Source organism: Amycolatopsis silviterrae, from assembly GCF_042684085.1.
GTDB lineage: Bacteria > Actinomycetota > Actinomycetes > Mycobacteriales > Pseudonocardiaceae > Amycolatopsis > Amycolatopsis silviterrae.
The window spans coordinates 139,467-157,854 of the sequence record NZ_JBHUKS010000011.1; the positions used below are offsets into that span (position 1 = coordinate 139,467).

The 18,388-nt window shown below is 69.8% G+C and carries 16 protein-coding genes; 7 read left to right on the top strand and 9 right to left on the bottom strand.

Annotation, left to right across the window (positions count from 1 at the left end; all coding sequences use genetic code 11):
* The first annotated feature begins 21 nt into the window (after positions 1 to 21).
* A complete protein-coding gene (locus tag ACFSVL_RS16235; protein WP_378304924.1) occupies positions 22 to 924 on the top strand; it encodes an NmrA family NAD(P)-binding protein in 903 nt (300 codons plus the stop codon).
* Here ACFSVL_RS16235 and ACFSVL_RS16240 read toward each other — a convergent pair.
* From ACFSVL_RS16240 to ACFSVL_RS16260, 5 genes are all read right to left on the bottom strand, one after another.
* Positions 911 to 1,927, bottom strand: coding sequence for a maleylacetate reductase (locus tag ACFSVL_RS16240; RefSeq protein ID WP_378304926.1), 1,017 nt, complete (start codon positions 1,925 to 1,927; stop codon positions 911 to 913). The two genes, ACFSVL_RS16235 and ACFSVL_RS16240, sit on opposite strands and share 14 nt — an antisense overlap.
* Entirely contained in the window at positions 1,927 to 2,751 is an 825-nt protein-coding gene (locus ACFSVL_RS16245) for a dioxygenase family protein (RefSeq protein WP_378304928.1), read from the bottom strand. The genes ACFSVL_RS16240 and ACFSVL_RS16245 overlap by 1 nt, the downstream gene beginning before the upstream one ends.
* A 5-nt stretch (positions 2,752 to 2,756) precedes the next feature.
* Positions 2,757 to 3,782 carry an alpha/beta hydrolase family protein gene (locus ACFSVL_RS16250; protein ID WP_378304930.1) on the bottom strand — a complete coding sequence of 342 codons (1,026 nt, stop codon included), beginning with the start codon at positions 3,780 to 3,782 and terminating at the stop codon, positions 2,757 to 2,759.
* The gene (gene mhpA / locus ACFSVL_RS16255) at positions 3,779 to 5,326 is read right to left on the bottom strand and encodes a bifunctional 3-(3-hydroxy-phenyl)propionate/3-hydroxycinnamic acid hydroxylase MhpA (RefSeq protein ID WP_378304932.1); all 1,548 of its coding nucleotides are present in this window, start codon (positions 5,324 to 5,326) and stop codon (positions 3,779 to 3,781) included. The genes ACFSVL_RS16250 and mhpA overlap by 4 nt, the downstream gene beginning before the upstream one ends.
* Positions 5,327 to 5,431: 105 nt before the next feature.
* Positions 5,432 to 6,397, bottom strand: a complete 966-nt coding sequence (locus tag ACFSVL_RS16260) for an AraC family transcriptional regulator (protein WP_378304934.1) — start codon at positions 6,395 to 6,397, stop codon at positions 5,432 to 5,434.
* 180 nt (positions 6,398 to 6,577) lie between these two features.
* Here ACFSVL_RS16260 and ACFSVL_RS16265 point away from each other — a divergent pair, with 180 nt between their 5' ends.
* Together ACFSVL_RS16265 and ACFSVL_RS16270 are read left to right on the top strand one after the other, a co-directional pair.
* A complete protein-coding gene (locus tag ACFSVL_RS16265; protein WP_378304936.1) occupies positions 6,578 to 7,222 on the top strand; it encodes a TetR family transcriptional regulator in 645 nt (214 codons plus the stop codon).
* 67 nt (positions 7,223 to 7,289) lie between these two features.
* Positions 7,290 to 9,959 carry a hypothetical protein gene (locus ACFSVL_RS16270; RefSeq protein WP_378304938.1) on the top strand — a complete coding sequence of 890 codons (2,670 nt, stop codon included), beginning with the start codon at positions 7,290 to 7,292 and terminating at the stop codon, positions 9,957 to 9,959.
* A gap of 59 nt (positions 9,960 to 10,018) precedes the next feature.
* Here the strand turns inward: ACFSVL_RS16270 and ACFSVL_RS16275 are convergent, their stop codons facing one another.
* Complete coding sequence (locus tag ACFSVL_RS16275) at positions 10,019 to 11,293, bottom strand: cation:proton antiporter domain-containing protein (RefSeq protein WP_378304940.1); 1,275 nt, start codon at positions 11,291 to 11,293, stop codon at positions 10,019 to 10,021.
* Between the two features lie 213 nt (positions 11,294 to 11,506).
* On the opposite strand from ACFSVL_RS16275, the gene ACFSVL_RS16280 reads away from it, so the two are divergent.
* From ACFSVL_RS16280 to ACFSVL_RS16290, 3 genes are read left to right on the top strand one after another with little or no spacing between them, the layout of a single operon-like run.
* Entirely contained in the window at positions 11,507 to 12,031 is a 525-nt protein-coding gene (locus tag ACFSVL_RS16280; RefSeq protein ID WP_378304942.1) for a DUF1453 domain-containing protein, read from the top strand.
* Between the two features lie 32 nt (positions 12,032 to 12,063).
* Positions 12,064 to 13,146 (top strand): sensor histidine kinase, encoded by a 1,083-nt coding sequence (locus tag ACFSVL_RS16285; RefSeq protein ID WP_378304944.1) that lies wholly within the window; start codon positions 12,064 to 12,066, stop codon positions 13,144 to 13,146.
* Positions 13,143 to 13,778: a response regulator transcription factor gene (locus tag ACFSVL_RS16290; protein ID WP_378304946.1), complete on the top strand. Its 636-nt coding sequence runs from the start codon at positions 13,143 to 13,145 to the stop codon at positions 13,776 to 13,778. The genes ACFSVL_RS16285 and ACFSVL_RS16290 overlap by 4 nt, the downstream gene beginning before the upstream one ends.
* Positions 13,779 to 13,975: 197 nt before the next feature.
* Here the strand turns inward: ACFSVL_RS16290 and ACFSVL_RS16295 are convergent, their stop codons facing one another.
* Both ACFSVL_RS16295 and ACFSVL_RS16300 read right to left on the bottom strand, forming a co-directional pair.
* Positions 13,976 to 14,593, bottom strand: coding sequence for a hypothetical protein (locus tag ACFSVL_RS16295; protein ID WP_378304947.1), 618 nt, complete (start codon positions 14,591 to 14,593; stop codon positions 13,976 to 13,978).
* An 18-nt stretch (positions 14,594 to 14,611) separates the two neighbouring features.
* Positions 14,612 to 14,809: a dihydrofolate reductase family protein gene (locus ACFSVL_RS16300; protein ID WP_378304949.1), complete on the bottom strand. Its 198-nt coding sequence runs from the start codon at positions 14,807 to 14,809 to the stop codon at positions 14,612 to 14,614.
* A 216-nt stretch (positions 14,810 to 15,025) separates the two neighbouring features.
* Between ACFSVL_RS16300 and ACFSVL_RS16305 the strand changes: the two genes are divergently transcribed.
* Positions 15,026 to 17,230 carry a penicillin acylase family protein gene (locus tag ACFSVL_RS16305; protein ID WP_378304951.1) on the top strand — a complete coding sequence of 735 codons (2,205 nt, stop codon included), beginning with the start codon at positions 15,026 to 15,028 and terminating at the stop codon, positions 17,228 to 17,230.
* Positions 17,231 to 17,441: 211 nt separating this feature from the next.
* On the opposite strand, the gene ACFSVL_RS16310 is transcribed toward ACFSVL_RS16305, so the two are convergent.
* Complete coding sequence (locus ACFSVL_RS16310; RefSeq protein ID WP_378304953.1) at positions 17,442 to 18,320, bottom strand: LysR family transcriptional regulator; 879 nt, start codon at positions 18,318 to 18,320, stop codon at positions 17,442 to 17,444.
* Positions 18,321 to 18,388 lie beyond the last annotated feature (68 nt).

Consider the following 18,388-nt stretch of genomic DNA (forward strand, 5'->3'; position numbering starts at 1 on the left):
TAGTGTTTTCGAAGGAGAGTCATGGCTGAGCAAGCACCGGTTCTGGTCGTCGGCGCGACCGGACGGCAGGGCGGCGCGACCGCTCGCGAGCTGCGGGCGGCGGGGGTGCCGGTCCGGGCGCTGGTCCGGGATCCGGCGAGCGAGCGGGCGAAGGCGGTTGAGGCGCTGGGGGCCGAGCTGGTCGCCGGGGATTTGCATGACCGGGACAGCGTGGTGCGCGCGGCGAAGGGCGCGCGGGCGGTGTTCAGCGTGCAAATGCCGGATATGAGCGGGGCCGAGCCGGACTTCGCCGGTGAGGTGACTCAAGCGGTGAACCTCATCGAGGCGGCGAAAAGCGCTGAGGTACCGCAGTTCGTGCACACGTCGGTGAGCGGGGCCGGGAGTCCGGAGCTGGCGGAGGAGCGCTGGGCGTTCCTGGCGCCGTCGATGGAGGCGAAGGCGGAGATCCAGGATCGGCTCCGTGCGGCCGAGTTCCCGCGGTGGACGTTGCTGAAGCCGGGGTTCTTCATGGACAACTTCCTGCCGTCCACGCAGTATGTGTTCCCGCGCGGCATTGAGGGCGGGCTGGTGACGCTTCTTCGTCCGGAGACGAAGTTGTCGCTGGCCGCGACGCGGGACATCGGGCGGGCCGCCGCGGCGGCGATCGCGGAGCCGGAGCGGTTTGACCGGGTGGAGCTGGAACTGGCGAGCGACTACCGGTCGATGGCCGAGATCACGCCGGTTCTGTCCCGGGTGCTGGGTGTATCGCTGACCGTGCCGGACATGACGGTGGACGAGGCGCTCGCCGCCGGGATGCCGCCGATGGGCTTCTCGCACACGATGCTGAACGAGCTCGGACAGCCGGCGCGGCCCGAGTTCGCCCGGGACCTCGGGATCCCGCTGACCAGCTTCGAAGAATGGGCTGAGACCGCTATCTGGGCCTGAACGCTTGGTGCAGCAGGGATTCCAGGTCCGCACGGTGCACTGGGCGAGGGTTGGCGTAGGGGTTGGCCAGCACCTCGTCGACGACCCGGGCCAGGTCGGGTTCGGTGACGCCTAGCGCGGCCAGGTTGGCTGGGGCACCGGTGCCGGCGGCGAGTTTGGCCAGCGAAGCTGCCGGATCGTCGGTGTGCAAGGCCCGCGACAGGGCCGCGGCCGCGGCCGCGGCGGCGGGCAGGTTGAAGGCGGCGACGTGCGGGAGCAGGATCGCGTGGGTTTCGGCGTGCGGCAGGTCGAGCATTCCGCCTAGTACGTGACACAGTTTGTGGTGCAGGCCCATGGTTGTCGCGCCTAGGCAGGCACCGCAGAGCCAGGCTCCGCGTAATGCGCTGGCTCCCGTGAAACTCGTGGCCAGGTCGCGTACGCCTTGTTCGGCCATGGCGGCGATCACCGGGGACGCATCCGGGGCGTAAAGGGCTTCGACGGCGTGGGCGATGGCGTTGAGGCCGCTGGTCGCGGCTACGGTCGCGGGCAGGCTGGCGGTCAGGTCCGGGTCGTAGACCACGCTGCGGGGCAGCACTTTCCGGTCCCGGCCGGTCTGTTTCCGGTGGTTTTCGGTGAGTCCCCAGATCGGGGTCATCTCGGAGCCCGCGTACGTCGTCGGGAGCGCGACGACGGGCAAATCCAGTTGCCGGGCAAGGGCTTTGCCCAGACCGATCGTCGAACCACCGCCTGCCGCGACGCAGCCGTCCGCGTTGAGCTCGGCGGCTGCGTGCGCGGCGGCGGCGACGGTCGGTACCGGGACGTGCGGGCGGGCCTGGTCGAAGACTCCGGCGGCGCGCTCGCCGAGGACGGCGGCGACCCGGTCGGCCAGGTCGCGTTGTTCCGGAGTGGACAGTACGAGAACCCGGTGCAGGCCAAGGCGATCGGTTTCCTCGGCGAGCCGGGACAGCGCGCCGGAGCCGAAGACGACTCGCATGGGGAGGGCTTCGTAGGTGAAGGAGTCCATCATTTCCCATCTGGGGTGAGGCGGATGTCGAAATGGGCTTCGCGATGGGAACCGCGGTCGGCGAATTCGGTGATCAGGCTTCGCTTCACGGCGAATACCGCGTCGCTGTCCAGATACGGGCTGTCCGCGACGAACATGTGCGTGGTCAGGGAATGGTGCCCGGCGGCTTCGGCGATCACGTGGACGTGCGCCGGGCGGTACGGATGCCGTCCGGTCGCGTTCAGCAGGCGGCCGACGGGGCCGTCGGCGGGAATCGGGTAGTGGCTGGGGACGACGGTGCGGAACCAGAATTTTCCGTCCCCGTCGGTGCGGAAGCGGCCGCGTCCGTTGCCGGGCGGCTGCCTGTCCGGCTGCTGGACGTCGTAGAAACCGTCCTCAGTGCACTGCCAGATGTCCACGCTCGCGCCGGGCAACGGGGTGCCGTCGGTGGCACGGACGATTCCGGTGATGACGCACGGGGTGCCGGTGCCGAGGAGGTCGATCGAATCGCCCAGTTCGCGTTGCGGAGACTCGGTCAGGTGGAACGGGCCGAGCACGGTCGCTTCGGTGCCGCCGTCGCTGTCGTTGAGGGTTTCGACCAGCATGGACACGCCGAATACGTCGGAAAGCAGCACGAATTCCTGGCGGGTGGCGTCGCAGGTGTGGCCGACGTCGGTGAGGAATTCGATCGCCTGCTCCCACTCGGCCATCGTCGGGCGGACTTCCCGCACGAGGGCGTGCAGATGCCGGGTGACGGCGGCCAGGATCTCCTTGAGCCGTGGGTCGGTGGTTGCCGCGAAGCTGTCCACGACTGCTTGCTCGGCTGAGGTTTCCGTGAAGTCCACAGTGGTCAGTCCTCTTTCTCGCGGAAGCGGTCGGCGAACCAATCGGCGACGTAGGCGGTGCGTTCGGCGGCGTGGTTGTAGATGGTGTGTTCGCCGTCGGGCCACTGCTTCAGGTCGGCGCGGCCTTCGGCGGCGGCCAGGAACGGTTTCTGTTCCTCAAGGCGGACAATGGGGTCCTCGCCGCCGTGCAGGACGAGCAGTGCGCTGCGGATCCGGTCTTCCGGCTTCAGGGCGAGCCGGTCGAAATTGTCTTGGACGGCTTGGTGGTCTTCGGTGCCGAGCATGGCGCAGGCTTGTTCGTCGAAGGTCCGGAAGCCCAGCAACCGGGGAGCGGCGGGTGCGCCGTTCACGCAGACCGCGGTGACCCGGTCGTCGGACGCTGCGGTCGTGGCGGCGTAGAGGCCGCCCATGCTGTTGCCCCACAACCCAATGCGCTCGCTTGCGGCGTGGCTGACGAAGGTCGAGTACGCCGCCCGGACGTCGGCGTCCAGCAGGATTCCGCCGCGCATCCGGGTTTCGCCTTGTCCGGGGCCTTCGGCGAGCAGCGCCGCCATGCCGCGCTGGGCGAGTGCGTCGGCGATCGGGAGATAGGTTGCGCCCCAACCGCTTTGCCCGCCGAAGACCACGACCGTCCCGGCGATCGGACCGGCTGGACGGACTAGCCAGCCGAACAAGGTTCCACCGGCGAAGGATAGTTCCAGCCGTTCCCAAGCAGGGGTCGCGAGTTCGGCGGCACGTGCGACGACCGAGGTGAACCGTTCGTAGAGCGAGACTTTCCGAGGCTCGTCGAAGTTGTACGCCATTTGCGCGAAGAGCAGATCCGCTGCGGCGTAACGTAAATCCGCCAACGCGGTGACCGGGTTGGCTGGGGTGCGGGAGAGCCGGGCGTCGGCGAGTTCTTCGGCGGCGATATCCCACGGCTGTCCGGCGGCGGTGCGGGTTTGCAGGGCGAGGATGTCGGCGTAGTCCATGCCGCCGTCCAGCAGCCGGGTCGGTGGCATGGCGCGCCAGAGCGCCTCGGTCCGGCTCATGCCGGCACCGCCGCGCTGAGCTGCTGGCGGAGCTGGTCGACGGCCGAGGGCAACTCAGCGAGGGAACCGGCCCAGAAGAGGTGGAAGTCCGGACGGCTGAGGAACGCTTCCGTCCCGGTCGAGGAGAACCAGCGCTGGTAAGTCCCGACGAGGTCTTCGACCTCGTCAGTCGCGATCGTCGCGCCGAGCTGGGCGAGGAACGCACGCTGATCCGCGTCGAGCACCTCGGTGAGATCGGCCCGGCACACCAGGCTGAACCCGCCGCCGACGACATCGTCGAACCGGCCTTCACCGGCGGAGGTGCGCACAATCCCTTGCGGCGCAAGCGTTCCAGCCAACGAGTTGTGCGGGTGGATCACTCCGGCGGTGATGGTCGGGAACGGTGGCGGAGGCGGGACGTCACCGCGCCGGAAGGCGTCGTCGCGAGCCGCGGCTTCGGCCCGATCGTGGGTGTTGGCGACCTTGCCCAGCGCCGTGGAGGTCTCCGTGATCGCGGTGGCGTGCGGTTTGCGTTCGGCCTCGTAGGTGTCGAGCAGCTGGTCGCCGGCCAGGCCGCGCAGGACGAGGTCGAGCTTCCAGCCCAGCGTGATCCCGTCGCGCATGCCCGAGCACGCGCCCTGCCCGAGGTACGGCGGCGTGGTGTGCGCGGCGTCCCCGGCGAGCAGGACCCGGCCGCGCCGCCAGGATTCGGCGATCCGGCCCTGGAAGGTGTACACGACCTGGCGCAGAATCCGGACGTCCGCGCGGCCGAGGCCGTGCTTTTCGCCCAGCCAGCGCCAGGCGAACTCCGGGTCCTCGTACGCCGTGACGTCCTCGCCGGGCAGCACCGCCAGCTCGAACCGCTGCCTGCTGCGGCCGATCGGCATGTGCATGTGGCCGCGCTCCGGGTCGCAGAACTGGGTGACCCGGCTGAACCGTTCCGGCAGCGGTCGCAGGCGTTCGGTGTCGATGTTCAGCCACTGGTCGTGCACGCCGGTGTCACTGCGCTCAATGCCCAGCGTGGCGCGCACGAAGCTGCCGGCACCGTCCGCGCCGACGAGGTACTTCGCGGTGACAGTGCGTTCTTCGCCGGAGTGGGACCACTGGCCGGTGCGGTCCTTCGACCACGGCCGGGCGGTCAGCTGCACGCCGTCGGCGCCCGAACGGAGGTTGACGACCGCCCAGCCCTGGTTGACCTCGACGTTCCCGGTCGCCCGCACGTGCCGGTCGATCGCGTCCTCGATGTCCGGCTGGTAGATCGACAGATGCGCCGGATGCCCGCACGACGTGCCCCGCCAGTCCAGTTCGATGAGCAGTTCGCCGTCCGCGCTCAGATAGCGGTAGTGCGGCAGCGGCATCGCGTCGCGCAGGGCGTGGTCAAGGTCGCCGGTCGCCTGGACGATCCGCGCGGTCTCGCCGTCGATGTGCGTCAGCCGGGGCAGCCCGTACAGGCCGGGCCAGCGTTCGAACACCGCGACGCGGTGCCCCTTCTTGCCCAGTGCCGAGGCGAGGACCAGTCCGGTCGGTCCGTAGCCCACGATTGCGACGTCGAAGTCGTGGTGCATCTGTTGTCTCCCATCGGGAAGGAACCCGTGAGAGGAGATTAGGAACGGTTGGCCGCAGCGCCGATCCGCTTCGCGACAGGCCGATCCGCCGCGCGACACGAATCGTCAGCGCAGGGTCTCCGACGGCCGTACGCCGTAGCGCGCTTGATACGCCCCGGCGAATCGCGGCACGTGACTGAATCCCCATTTGTACGCGATTTCGGTGACCGTCGTACCGGGCGGCGCGGAACGCAGGTCTTCGTGCGCGCGGGCGAGGCGAATGCTTTGCACGTATTCGCGCGGGGTGCAGCCGACGTATTCCTTGAAATGCCGTTGCAGCGACCGTGGGGTGGTCCCGGCCTCGAGCGCCAGCCGCTCGATCGACAGCTCGGCCGAGGGGTCCCGTTCGATCAGCTCGATCGCGCGCTTGACCGGCGACGACCGGCGCGGGCTCGTCCGCCGGTGCTCCAGTTCGCGCTGGTAGTTGTGCGGCTGGGCCAGCAGGAGCCCGGTCATCAGGAACCGCGGCCACGGGCTGTCGCCGCCCGCGCCGGCGAGCCCGGCGGGCTGGTCGAGGTCGCGCAGCAGGAGCCGGACGGCCTGCGCCCAGGACGCGGCGGCGGGCCGGGCCAGGTCCATGCCCGGGCGGAACCGGATCGGGGCCGCGATCGGCCGGTCGAGCAACTCTTCGAGGTGCCGTTCCAGCGCGTGCCGTTCGACGCGGACGTGCAGCTGGCGGTAGCCGTCGGACAGCGCCATGCGGGCGACCATGCTGGGGGAGAGGATGCCCGCGGTACCGGCGTCGACGTACACCTCGTCGCGGTCGGCGTACAGCAGGTTGGCGCCGCCGAGGGCGAGGTTGACGTCGTAGTAGTCGACCTGTTCGGTCAGCTCCACCCGCAGCTCAGCGCCGGTATTGCGGCAGTAGACGAGCGTGACCGGGCCCAGTTCGACCATCGCGACGTCGGTCTGCAGCCCCTCGTCCCGCCCGGCGGGGGAGAGCCGGTGCGGGGTGAGATACCGGGAGGCGGTGGCGCGGAACTGCTCCAGGTCGGCGGTGTGCAGCACGGAGAACCGGGAGAGAGTCGCCATGGCCGCACCGCCTTTCCGCTGCTCCGGTCCATGGTAAGCCCGTTGCTCCGTTCGGGGCACCCGGTTGGTGCGAGGGCAATTCTGCCCTGGCGCGGCGGGCCCGGATCTGCTGATTTCGCGCTGGCCGGGCGCGATTGTTTGTTACGTTCTTGGCTCGGCATGCCAGTGAGGAGCGTTTCGATGGCCGCTGTCCAGCCGTCCGCGGGGAGACGCCGGGCGCCGCGCGATCCCGACGCCACCCGGCGGGCGCTGCTGAGCGCCGCGCTCAAGCTGTTCGAACAGGACGGTTTCCACGCCACCTCGGTGCAGAAGATCGTCGACGCCGCGCGGCTCACCAAGGGCGCGTTCTACTACCACTTCGAAACCAAAGAGGACGTGCTGCACGAAATCCACGACGAGTTCATGGATTTCCAGCTGCGGCGGATCCGTGAGGTGCTCGCCGAGGGCGGCGCGCCGGAGCGGGTGCTCCGCAGGGTGATGACCGAGGTCCTGGTCGAGCCGATCGGCATCTACCGGTCCGAGATTTCGATTCTCCAGCAGGAACGCCGGTTTCTCTCCAGCGAAGCGTTCGCCTCGGTCGAGCGCAAGCGCGAGGAATTCGAAGCGCTCGTCACGCGGGTGGTCGAGCGCGGGATCGAAAGCGGCGCGTTCAAACCGGTCGCGACCGCGCGGGTGCTGGCGTTCGCGGTCATCGGCGTGGCCGCGTGGGCGCACACCTGGCTCGATCCGCGCGGCGCGATGACGCCCCGGCAGATCGGCGACGCGTTCGGCGAAATCGTCGTCGCCGGGCTGCGCACCGGGTCGCTTCCGGAGGGCCGCGGCTGACCCTCGGCCTGGCACGGCGGACTGCTCTCCCGGTAGAAAGGAAAGATCTTCGGGGAGGGAGCACCCAGTGAAGGTCCTTCTGCGCAAATTTGTCCCGATCGCGGCGGCCGCGGTCATGGCGATCACGCTGGCGCAGCCCGCGGCGGCGAGTCCCGCCCCTGGTCCGGCGGCATCGCCCGAATGGCGCGTCGCGGACGGAAAGCTGGTCTGGACCGCGCCGAAACCGCTGTTCGGCGACGGTGCGGTGGAATTCTGGTCCGGCGGCAAGCTGCTCGGGCGCGCCCAGCCGGGCGCGGACCTGCGGACGTTCTCGCTGCCCGCGGCCGGGATCCGCGATCCGCGCGGGCTGGAAGTGCGCGTCGGCGGCCGTTCGCTGACCGAAGCGCCCCGGGCCACGGCGAATCAGCCGTCCCCGGCACCGCTGCCCGCGTTGCCCGCTAATGCGACGGATCCGGGTAAACCCGGGCAGTTCTCGACAGTCAAGGGCGAGTACTCGCTCGACCCGGTGCGGCTGCCGGGACTGGACGGGCCGATCGAGATGCAGGGCCTCGTCGTCGCGCCGAAAAACGCGCCAGGGAACCGGCCGCTGGTGGTGTTCCTGCACGGCAGGCACCAGCCTTGTTACAACCCGAACGATCCGAACGACTTCTCGGCCGCGTGGCCGTGCAAGGCCGGGACGCTGCCGGTCCCGAGCTACCGCGGCTACCTGCAGACCCAGGAATTGCTGGCGTCGCAGGGATTCGTGACGGTGTCCGTTTCGGCCGACGCGATCAACGCGCTCGACCACGCGGCGGAGGACGGCGGGGCGCAGGCCCGGTCGTCGCTGGTCCGGCTGCACCTCGCGCACTGGGCGGACTGGTCCGGCAGCGCGCGGGCGGGCGCTCCGGCGATCGTGCGGGATTCGCCGACGGCGGATCTGTCGAATGTGTTGCTGGTCGGGCATTCCCGGGGCGGCGAGGGCGTGAACCGGGCCGCGATGGACAGTCTGTATCCGCCGCCGGGCGACACCGGGTTCTCCGGGCCGGTCCGGTGGAAGATCCGCGGCAACGTCTTCATCGCGCCGACCGTGTTCGGGCTCAACCCGGCGCCGGACGTCCCGTCGGTCACCTTCCTGCCGTCCTGCGACGGTGACGTCTCGGATCTCCAAGGGCAGCAATACATCGACGCGGCGCGCGGGGTCAGCCGGGACACGGCCTTGCACAGTGCGCTTTACATCTCGGGCGCGAACCACAATTACTTCAACTCCGAATGGACCCCGGGCGTCGCGGTGGCTCCGGCCAATGATGATTTCTACTCTCCCGAGCCGGACCCGAATTGCTCGCCCGGAGTGCCCGCGCGGTTGACCGACGCGCAGCAGCGGGCGGTCGGCGCGACCTATGTCGCCGCGGCGGCGCAGCTGTTCCAGAAGCACGATCTGCGCGTGGAGCCGCTGCTGGACGGTTCGGGCGTGCGGGCGCCATCCGCCGATCCGGCACACGTGCTGGCGCATGCGCTCGGCGGTGCGCGGACGCCGGTGCTGATCCCGGATTCGTCGACCAAGGTCACCGGCAGCGGCGACGTCTGCCAGCAGGTCGGCCCGGATCAGCGGTGCCTCACGGGTGCCGGTGCATTCAAGTCGCCGCATTTCGTCGGTCTGGAAGACGCTCCGGATCCGACCCGGACTGCCGTGCACGTGCGTTCGGCGGGGGCTCCGGCGCGGATCCAGTTGCCCCGCCCGGTTTCCGCCGGCGGCGCGCGTTCGCTGGCGATGCGGGTCATCGCGCCGGAGAACGCCCCGGCCGAGTCGTTCGACGTGGCGGCTACCGATTCCCGGGGCAAGCGCACGAAACTGGGCTCGTTCACGGTGACCGGTTTGGCCGGGACGGAACGGACGAAGTCGTTCTGGGGACAGGAAGTCCGCGTCCCGCTGCCGCCGCACCAGGAGGTGGCGAGCCTGGAACTGACGCCGCAGAAGGCGGGCAGCGAAGCGTGGCTGCTGGACGCGTACGCGTGGCGGCCCGGCCTGCCCGACCCGAACCCGGCTCCGCTGACGCGGATCGACCTCGGCTCGATGACGGTCAAGGAAGGCGATTCCGGCTCGAAGACGTACCAGATCCCGGTCACGGTGACCGGGGACGGCGGCGGTTCGCTGCGCGTCTTCCGGGGCGAGCCGACCTCGTCGGGTGCGACGAAGTGGACGTATCAGGCGGTCACGCTCGCGCCGGGACAGCACACGCTCGACCTGCCCGCGACGGTCGTCGGGAACACCCGGTGGAGCTGGCCGTACCGGCTGCAGGCCGAAGTGAAAGCCACCCGCGGCACGGTCGTCGGGGCGGCCGAGGGCGGGGTGAACGTCGAGAACGACGACCCGGAGCCGGTGGTGAGCGTCGGCAAGGCGGACGTGTCGGCGGTCGAGGGCGGCGTGCTGGCCTGGCCGATCAATCTGTCCACTGTGGCCGATTCGGACGTCTACCTGACGGCGGAGGTGAAAGCGCCGAAGACCGGGCCGGAACTGATGACCTCGGACATCGACCGGCAGTGGCTGATCGAGCACTACCTGGACCCGGACAAGTCGCAGCCGTTGTCGGAGACCAGGTTGACGGTGTCGGTGCAGATTCCGGCGGGAAAGCTGAGCGCCGACCTGACGATTCCGACGGTCCGGCATTCCGGGTCTGATCCGGTGAAGCATGTGTCGCTGCACATGACGGATACCGGTCCGGAAGGCGACCTCACCGGGACGGTGACGGACGCGGGCTGACCGTGGCGAATCGTCCGTGAGGGGAACCCTGAGGGACTCTGATTCCCCCAGGGTTCCCCTCACGGACGTTCGGCCGGGTGCGTGCGAAGGGTCATCAACCGTGTGATGAGCGGCGTGGAGCCGAGGCCGTGCAACGCCACGCTGCCGAGGACGCAGACCACCGTCAGCGTGAGCACCGTGTCGCTCTCCTCGCCGGACAGGCCGTTGATCGCCAGCAGCCCGAACACGATCGACGTCGTGCCGCGCGGGCCCAGCGCGCCGACCAGGAACCGGTCCCGATACGGCATCCGGGTGCGCGTCAGCGACAGCATCACCGGGACGATCCGCAGCACGGTCAGCGCGAGCAGGCAGAACACGATCGGCTCCCACGGCACGCCGAAGGCCACCACGACCACCGCGGCCGCGCCGACGACGAACCACATCGCCATCGTCAGGATTCCGGTGACCTCTTCGAGCAGCTGCAGATCCTCGGACGGCCGGGCGAAGTGCTCCCGGCCGGGGCTGGCCGGCGTGCGGAGGTGCCGCGCGGCGAAGGCGCGGTAGACGTAGCGGAAGGCGATCCCGCACACGAACGAGGCGACGAATCCGTTGCCGTCGATGGCGACTGTGGCCGCGTACGCCAGCAAAGGAGTCGTCAGGATCGCGATGCGCCGCCCCTGTCCGGAAGTCCAGCCGGCGCGCACCGCGAGGAACAGCAGGAAGCCGATCACCGTTCCGATGATCGCGCCGGCGACGATGGCTTTGATCGCGAACGGCAACGCGGTCGCGAGCGCTTTTCCGGCGGTGTTCGCGGTATTGTCGCTGCGCGCGAGAATGAGCGCGAACAGGAACAGCGGCGAAACGAGCCCGTCGTTGTATCCGCTTTCGACATTCAGCACGCTGCGCACTTGCGGGGTCAGGGTTTTGTCGCGCACTACGCGTTCGGCGGCGGCGAAATCGCTCGGGATGACGATGCACGCGACGATCAGCAGCAGCGGCCACGACAGATCCGGGAAGAACGCCCAGCCGGCCAGCATCGCCAGGCCGAGGCTCAGTGGCAGCGCGAGGAACAGCACCCGCGCGACGAGGCCTGGCGCGTGACCCCACAGACGTCCGCCGCGGACTTCGGTGGCGTCGACGAAAAGCAGCATCGCGAGAATGAGTTCGGCGACGTGCTGCGCGATTTCGGTGTTGAACACCTCGAGCAGTTTTTCCGGATTCGCGAACAGTGCCGTCGCGACCCCGCAGGCCACCATCAGCACGGGGGCGGCGATGTTCCACCGGTCGAGCTGCTTGGCCGCGAGCGCGCGCATGAGAACCGCGGCCGACAGGACAATCAGTGCGGGAATCAACATCGTTCGTGCGGCTCCACGGCTTTCCGGTCGGGCCCAGCCGGCTCCGGCCGCTGACGCTCCACAGTGTACCGACCGGGACGCGCCCGATCCGGTGATCCGGGTGTACGTCACGTCCACCCGGAATCGGGCAATGGGTGGACGATTCGGCGGGCGCCGCGCCCTAGCGTCGGAAACGCGGGTGTTCCGGCCCGCCTGACTCCACGGAAGGCCGCGATGACCGACGCTCTCATCATGGGCGGGATCCTGCTCGCCCTCGTTCTTTTCACCCAGGTGGGCCGCCGCAGGCACAACCTGGTCATGGGCATCATGCCGTTCGTTTCGTGCACCGTCATCGGGGTGCTGTACTTCACCGGCGGCATCGCGATCACCGCGCCGAACGTGGTCTCCGGGCTGGTCGGGGCCGTGCTCGGGGCGATCGCCGGAGCCGGGCTGATCGCCACCACCCGGGTGGAGCGCAGCCCGGTCACCGGGCGCGTGCAGACCTGGGCGGGCTGGCCGTACCTGCTGATCTGGCTCGTCGTGCTGGTCGGACGCCTGGTGTTCGTGTGGGCGGTCGAGAACGTGCGCCCGTTCGCCGTGCAGGTGGGCGAGTTCCTGGTCAGCACGCAGGTGGACAAGGACGGGGTGGGGCTGTTCTTCGTGCTGATGGCGCTGGCCATGGTCGCGGTGCGGGCCGGCGGGGTGCTGTGGCGGTCGCGGCGGCTGGAATCCGCCGACGCGCAGCCGGTGCGGGCCTGACTACGCTGAGCATCGGACGGAGGGGGACTGCGATGACTCGGCTGCCGGTGGTCTTGCTGCGGCTGCTCACGCCGGTCGCCTTCGTCGCGATCCTCCTCACCGCGCGGCCCGCGGCGGAGTGGGAGTGGGTGCCATTGGCCGCTTCCGCGGCGAGCGGGCTGGCGTTCGGCGCGCTCGACCTGCGCTGGCCGCGGGTGGCCGGAGTGCTGCTCTCGATGGCCGCGGTCTTCGGGGCGGTCGTGACGGTGGCGGACGAGAGCCTCACCGGGCCGTCGCTGGTGTGCCTGTCCTTGCTCGTGTTGTCCTCGCTCGCGGCGATCCGCCCGGCGGAGATCGTCACGGTCGCCGCGTTCCTGGGGGTCGCGGTGACCGTCGGCGGGTACTTCGCCGGTCAGCCGGGCGGTCTGGTGGCGGGGAACGCACTCGCGGTGGCCGTCGTGGTGCTGCTCGGGCTCAACCGGCGGCAGTACCGGGTGCAGGCGCGGCAGGCGCGGGAGCTGCTGGACCAGACGCGGCTCACCCAGGAGGCCGTGGCGCGCGGCGCGACGCTGGAGGAACGCGCCCGGCTGGCCAGGGAGGTCCACGACATCCAGGCGCATTCGCTTTCGGCGCTGTCGCTGCATTTGCAGGCCGCGTCCCGGTTGGTGGCCGAGCTGCCGTCTCCGGAGGACAAGCTCGCCGCGTGTGTGCGGAAGGCCGGCGAGCTGGCGCAGGAGGGGCTGATCGAGACGCGCCGCGCGGTGCACGCCTTGCGCGGCGATCCGATGGCGTTGCCGGAGCTGTTCGGTTCGCTGCCAGACAACGCGTCGATCCAGGTGACCGGCGAACCCCGGGAACTCGCCGCGGACGTCACGCTGCTGCTGTACCGCACTGTCCAAGAAGGACTTTCCAATGCCCGCAAGCACGCCGCCGGCGCCCCGGTGTCGGTCGAACTGTCCTATCTGGACGATGTCGTGATGATGTCGGTCGTCAACCGGACTGGTTCCAGCTCTGGCCTGGCCGGCTCCGGATACGGCCTGACCGGCTTGCGCGAGCGCGCGGAACTGGTCGGCGGCGAGGTGGCCGCGGGTCCGGATGGCGCGGGGTGGCGGTTGTCGGTGAGGATCCCGGCATGACGATCGTGCGCGTGCTCGTGGCCGAGGACCAGCCCGCCGTGCGGGAGGGCTTGGTGCTGCTGGTCGGGCTGCTGCCGGACATCGAGGTCGTCGGGCAGGCAGGCGACGGTCTCGCGGCGATCGAGGAAACCGCGCGGCTGCAGCCCGACGTCGTGCTGATGGACCTGGACCTGCCGCGCTGCGACGGCGCGACGGCCACCCGGCGGATCGTCGCGGACCTGCCGGGCACCCGGGTCGTCGTGCTCACCACCTACGCGGACAGCGAGTCGATCGTGCGCGCGCTCGACGCGGGCGCGGTCGGCTACGTGACCAAGGCGGCGAACGGCGACGAGATCGGCCGCGCGATCCACGCCGCGGCCGCCGGGCAGACCGTGATGGACCTGGCGGTGCAGCGGACGTTGCTGGCCGCGGCCCGGCGTCCGGCCGCGCCGCCGGAGCACGGGCTGACGGCGCGGGAGGTGGAGGTGCTGAAGCAGATCGCGGCCGGGCGGGGGAACCGGGAGATCGCGCGGGAGCTGCTGGTCAGCGAGGCGACGGTGAAGACGCACGTGAACCGGATTTTCGCGAAGACCGGGTGCGGGACCCGGGCGCAGGCGGTGCGGTACGCGCACGAGCACGGTTACGCGGATTGAGCGGCGGAGGTCCGTGAAGGCCCCCTTGCGGAACCGGGCTGGCGCGGGGCTGGGGTCGTCCGTGAGGGGAACCTTCACGGACTCTGATTCCCGCAGGGTTCCCCTCACGGACCTTCGAATGCGGTCGTTCGGGCATTAATCGGGCAATTCGGCGGTTCTGGTGTCCTTTGTGGATGGTCCAGCTGCGGAAGGCCAGCTCAGCGCACGAACCAGCCCGCCGGAAAGACCGGAGCCTCCCCGGCCACCGCCCGGCGGCACCACCCCGCGACCGCCTCGCCGACCTCCTCCGGGCCGAGCGAAGACGTGTCCAGCACTGTCATCGCCCACTCCGGACCCGGCTGGCGGCCGACCCAGCGGTCCCAGCGCATTTCCGGCCAAGCACCCGTCGTGACGGCTTCCGGGACGTGCCCGGGGTCGTGGGCGTGCGCGCGCAGCCACGTCGCGAACCCTTGATGCAGGGGGATGGTCTGGCTCGGCTCGCCGCGGCGGGCGAGCCGGGCCAGGTGGGCTTCGTCGTGGGCGTCGAGCAGGCAGGCGGCGATGTCGATCCGGTCCGCGCTCGGGGCCGCCAGCGCTTCCCCGACCGGCACCGGATCGCCGGCGAACAGCAGATGCCTGCCCTCGGCTTCGAGCACGATCGCGCGCTGGACCGCGGCTTCCACCTGCTCCTGCCGCCACGCGACGGTCGGCGCGGCCGGGATCGGCCCGAGCGTGCACAGTTCGGCGGTCTCGAACGTTTCGCCGAGCAGGTGCCGCGCGTGCAGGCGGGCGGTGGTCTTGCCGACGCCGGACGCGCCCGAAACGAGCAGCAACATGGCCAGCGACGTTACGGCCTACTGCCCGGACTCCTCCACCGAATTATCGCGCACGTACCGCGTCAGCGTGGCCGCGCCGACGCGTTCGGCTGATACGCATTCCAGGTGCGCGGTACCGGTGTCGGCCGGGAACAGCCGGGTCCCGGTGCCCAGGATGGTGGGGAAGGTCAGGAGCCGGTACTCGTCGATCAGGTCCGCCGCCTGCAGCGTATGCACCGCGCTCCTCGTGTTTCACCGCGTCGGCCAGGTCGCCGTCGAGGGTGACGAATGAGATGACGATGACGCTCATGGCGGAGGTCCTTCAGTCGGTGCCGCCAGTACGTACCGGCGGGCCCGCGAGAACTCATCGGTCTTCGGCGGTTGACATGGCCATGGCGGGGGAGTGTCGTTATCTCGACGAGGCATGAGCCAAGGGGGAAGGCGGACTACCTCATGAACGACGCGCACCGCGAACTGCTGAGCCGTCGCCTGTTCCTGGGCGGTGCGGCGGCCGTCGCCGCGGCGGGTCTGACCTCCGGTCAGGCGGCCGCCGCTCCGGCGCAGGCACCCGACCTCGCGCGGTGGCGCGGACGGGCGGCGTGCGTGACGATCACCCGCGACGACTGGGGAATCCCGCACGTCAAGGGCCGGACCGACGCGGACGCGGTGTTCGGGATGATGTACGCCCAGGCCGAGGACGACTTCGCCCGCATCGAAATCAACTACCTGACCAACCTCGGCCGGCTCGCCGAGGCCAACGGCGAGAGCGCGCTCTGGCAGGACCTGCGCCAGCGGCTGTTCGTCGATCCGGAGGTGCTGAAGCGCGATCTCTATCCGCGGTGCCCGGCCTGGCTGCGCAAGCTGATGCAGGCGTGGGCGGACGGGCTGAACTACTACCTCGCGACGCATCCCGAGGTGCGGCCGCTCGTGCTCACGCGGTTCGAGCCGTGGATGGCGCTGAGCTTCACCGAAGGCAGCATCGGCGGCGACATCACGCGGGTGCCGCTTCCCCGGCTCCAGGCTTTCTACGACCACACGGCGGCGCGCACCGACGAGGAGCCCGAGCCGCCGCGCGAGCCCACCGGGTCGAACGGCATCGCGATCGCGCCGCACCGCACGCAAAACGGCCATGCGCTGTTGCTGATCAACCCGCACACCACTTTCTACTTCCGCTCGGAACAGCACGTGACGAGCGGCGAAGGACTCAACGCTTACGGCGCGGCCACCTGGGGTCAGTTCTTCCTTTATCAGGGATTCAACGAAAACGCCGGTTGGATGCACACTTCGACCGGCACCGACAACGTCGACGAGTTCGCCGAGACGATCGTGCGGAAGGCGGACGGCGGGCTTTTCTACCGGTACGGCACCGAAACGCGGCCGGTGACGACGAAAAAGATCACCTTGGCGTACCGCACCGCCGACGGCGGACGGGGTCAGCGCACCTTCCCGGTTTTCGCCACGCACCACGGCCCGATCGTGGGCGAGGCGGACGGCAAGTGGATCGCGTTCGCGCTGATGAACAAGCCGGTCGAGGCGCTGCAGCAAAGCTATCTGCGCACCAAGGCGCGAAATTACCGGGAATACCTCCGGGTGGCGGAGTTCAAGGCCAACAGCTCGAACAACACGATCTTCGCGGATTCTCAGGGTGACGTCGCCTTCCTCATGCCGCAGTTCATGCCGATCCGCGACGATCGGTTCGACTACGCGAAACCCGTCGACGGCAGCGACCCGGCGACCGACTGGAAAGGGCTCTACCGCCTCGAAAACCTGCCGCAGGCGGTGAATCCGAAGAACGGCTGGGTGTTCAATACGAACAACTGGCCGTGGACCTGTGCCGGCCCGGACAGTCCCCGGGCCGCCGACTATCCGCGGTATTTCGACCAGGCCGGCGAGACCGAACGCGGGCCGCATGCCGCCCAGTTGCTGACGTCGCACCCCGTCTTCAGCGCGCAGACGCTGCGCGACGTCGCCTTCGATTCCCATCTCCCCGCCTTCGCTCCGGACGCGGGGAACGGGGAGCCGTTGAGCGGTCTCGTTCCGCGACTGGTCGAAGCGTGGAGCAAACTGCCTGCGGACAGCGCCCAAAAGGCGAAGCTTGCCGGGCCGGTCGGCTTGCTGCGCGATTGGGACTGCCGCTGGAGCGCGGACTCGACCGCGACCTCGCTGGCCATGTTCTGGGCCATCCTGCCCCGTGGCACCGACGAGCAGCTGCTCGCCTCGCTGGAGACGGCGATGGGACAGCTCACGCGCGATTTCGGCAGCTGGCAGGTGCCCTGGGGCGAGATCAACCGGTTCCAGCGCCTCGACGACGCGATCGACCAGAAATTCGACGACGCGAAGCCGAGCATCCCGGTGCCGTTCGCGCCCGGGGCGGCGGGTTCCCTCGCCTCGTTCGGGGCGAAACCCCAGCCGACCCCGTCCGGTGGCACGACGAAGCGGTATTACGGGACCAGTGGCAACACCTTCGTGGCGGTGGTGGAGTTCGGGCCGAGGCTGCGGGCGATGGCGGTACGGGAGGGCGGCGCGAGCGGGCATCCGGACTCGCCGCACTTCACCGACCAGGCCGAACGGTACGCGAAGGGTGACCTCCGGCCGGTGTATTTCTATCCGGACGAGCTGGAGGGGCACATCGAGCGGCGCTACCGGCCCGGCGAGTGATCACGCGGGGGCGGGAGTTTGCCGTCCGTGAGGGGCACCCTGAGGGAATCAGAGTCCGTCAGGGTTCCCCTCACGGACGAGGTCCCTGGCATCGGCGATCGCGGAGCGGCTAGATCCTGCACCAGGTCCTCGGCCTCGTGGAACGAACCCGCCATCCGGTAGCAGTAGGCGGTCAGTTCGCCGCGGTGCGGTTCGAAGTCCACGGTGGCCATCATCCGACGCGGGCGACGCTGAGGAAACGGTCGACCACCGGGTTGTTCTGGTGATCGGTGCGCGAGATCGCCGAGACAGTGGAGAACGCGCCGGGGTCGGCGAGGGAGAGATAGCGCAGGCCGGGCAACTGCAGCGCGCGCAGGGCGTTCGGCACGATCGCGATGCCGGTGTCGGCCGCGACGAGGCCGAGCATGGTGGGGAACTGGACGGCTTCCTGGACCACCCGCATCCGGAAGCCGGCGCGCAGGCACAGGGTCTCGATGTGGTCGTGCAGCCGGGAGACGCGCGTGCGCGGGAAGGCGAGGAAGGGCTCGTCGGCCAGCTCCGCCATCTCGACGGTTTCGTTGTCCGCCAACGGATGCGTCTCGGACACGGCCACGATCAGCCGTTCGCGGCCCAGCGGGTGCACGGTCAGCCCGGCGGCTCCGCCGACCTCGCGGGCGATGCCGACGTCGAGCTGGCCGTCGCCGAGTGCGGCGATTTGCGCGTCGGTGGTCGATTCGGTCAGTTCGAACCGGACGTCCGGCCATTGCCGGCGCATCTCCAGCACCGTGGCGGGCACGATTTCCAGCGCGGCCGAGCTGACGAACCCGACCCGCAGCAGCCCGAGTTCGCCCCGCGCGGCGTGCGCGACCGCGGTGAGGGCGTGCTGGCTGTCCGCGAGCACCCGGCGGCCCTCGGCGAGCAGCACCCGGCCCGGTTCGGTCAGCTCGACGCTGCGGGTGGTCCGCAGCAGCAGCCGGACGGACAGCTCCTTCTCCAGCTTCGCGATCTGCTGGCTGAGCGCGGGCTGGGCGAGGTGCAGCCGTTCGGCCGCGCGCCGGAAGCTGCGTTCCTCGGCGACCGCGACGAAGTAGCGAAGCTGGCGGAGTTCCACGCCGCTGATAATGGTTCCTTATCAGTGTGTAGGCAATAGATACTTCACTCTGTGTTCCGCGCGACTTA

Excerpts from the sequence above, each read along its gene's own strand:
- ACFSVL_RS16250 (WP_378304930.1), bottom strand. The coding sequence starts at position 3,782 with ATGAGCCGGACCGAGGCGCTCTGGCGCGCCATGCCACCGACCCGGCTG.
- ACFSVL_RS16275 (WP_378304940.1), bottom strand. The coding sequence starts at position 11,293 with ATGTTGATTCCCGCACTGATTGTCCTGTCGGCCGCGGTTCTCATGCGC.
- ACFSVL_RS16260 (WP_378304934.1), bottom strand. The coding sequence starts at position 6,397 with ATGGCGACTCTCTCCCGGTTCTCCGTGCTGCACACCGCCGACCTGGAG.
- ACFSVL_RS16280 (WP_378304942.1), top strand. The coding sequence starts at position 11,507 with ATGACCGACGCTCTCATCATGGGCGGGATCCTGCTCGCCCTCGTTCTT.
- ACFSVL_RS16305 (WP_378304951.1), top strand. The coding sequence starts at position 15,026 with ATGAACGACGCGCACCGCGAACTGCTGAGCCGTCGCCTGTTCCTGGGC.
- ACFSVL_RS16235 (WP_378304924.1), top strand. The coding sequence starts at position 22 with ATGGCTGAGCAAGCACCGGTTCTGGTCGTCGGCGCGACCGGACGGCAG.
- mhpA (WP_378304932.1), bottom strand. The coding sequence starts at position 5,326 with ATGCACCACGACTTCGACGTCGCAATCGTGGGCTACGGACCGACCGGA.
- ACFSVL_RS16285 (WP_378304944.1), top strand. The coding sequence starts at position 12,064 with ATGACTCGGCTGCCGGTGGTCTTGCTGCGGCTGCTCACGCCGGTCGCC.
- ACFSVL_RS16290 (WP_378304946.1), top strand. The coding sequence starts at position 13,143 with ATGACGATCGTGCGCGTGCTCGTGGCCGAGGACCAGCCCGCCGTGCGG.
- ACFSVL_RS16240 (WP_378304926.1), bottom strand. The coding sequence starts at position 1,927 with ATGGACTCCTTCACCTACGAAGCCCTCCCCATGCGAGTCGTCTTCGGC.
- ACFSVL_RS16295 (WP_378304947.1), bottom strand. The coding sequence starts at position 14,593 with ATGTTGCTGCTCGTTTCGGGCGCGTCCGGCGTCGGCAAGACCACCGCC.
- ACFSVL_RS16265 (WP_378304936.1), top strand. The coding sequence starts at position 6,578 with ATGGCCGCTGTCCAGCCGTCCGCGGGGAGACGCCGGGCGCCGCGCGAT.